Genomic DNA, 944 nt, shown 5'->3' with positions numbered 1-944 from the left:
GCACCCGGTCGGGTTCCAGCGCGCAGGACGGTCAGCGCTGCCGATGCCGCGCCGACGGAGGCAGGAGCGAGGCCGGTGTCGAACACGAACGTGCGCGCACCGTGCAGCACCTGCGTGCGAACCGCTGCCGGCCCGAGCACCACTCCACCCTGTGATCCGAGGGCCTTGGACAGCGTTGCGGTGATCACCAGGTCGGGCGCTCCGGCGAGGCCCGCTTCGTGGACGGCTCCCCCGGCCGCCGTCACCGCGTACGCCCAATCCGTGCGCTTCGTCGACGACGAGCACCGCGTTCCGTCTCCGGCACACCGCGTACAGCTCGGTCAGTGGCGCGAGATCGCCGTCGGCGCTGAACACCGAGTCGGTCACCACGAGGGCCCGCTGTTCGGCACGATCCCGCAACAGCTCGTCGACGTGGTCGGTGTCGCAATGCCGAGCGACGGCCACCCGTGCCCGCGACAGGCGGCAGGCATCGATGAGCGAGGCGTGCGACGCGGCGTCGGAGATCACCAGCGCGTCTCGGCCCGCCAGCGCCGTCACGATTCCGAGATTGGCGGTGTAGCCGGAGGAGAACACCAGTCCGGCCTCTGCTCCGACGAACTCCGCGAGTTCGTCCTCGAGGCGCTCGTGTGCCGTCGTCGTGCCGGTGACCAGCCGCGATCCGGTGGATCCGCCGCCCCATCGGCGCGCAGCAGCGCAGGCTCCGTCGATGACGGCCGGATGCCTGGACAGGCCGAGGTAGTCGTTCGACGCCAGATCGAGGATCGCGTCCTCGGCGGCGCGGGCGATCACGTTGCGCTCGAGGCCGGCCGCGCGTCGGGCGTGCGCGGTGGCGTCGAGCCAATCCAGAGCGGTCATGGCAGCGACCATACTTGAACGTCGTTCAAGTATGGTCGCGCGCCACCGCCACCATGGCGTCGGCGATGGCAGTCACCTCCGCATCGGTG

General features: G+C 70.8%; 1 pseudogene. It reads right to left on the bottom strand.

Annotated elements, in window-relative coordinates:
* Nucleotides 1–867, bottom strand: a pseudogene (locus tag RHBS_RS28080) (8-amino-7-oxononanoate synthase); the annotation flags it as partial.
* Between the last annotated feature and the right edge of the window lie 77 nt (nucleotides 868–944).

The sequence above is a fragment of the Rhodococcus sp. BS-15 genome, from assembly GCF_000813105.1.
Taxonomy (GTDB): Bacteria; Actinomycetota; Actinomycetes; order Mycobacteriales; family Mycobacteriaceae; genus Rhodococcoides.
Note: the sequence above shows the minus strand (reverse complement) of the source record. Positions and strands in the feature narration are given on the sequence as shown.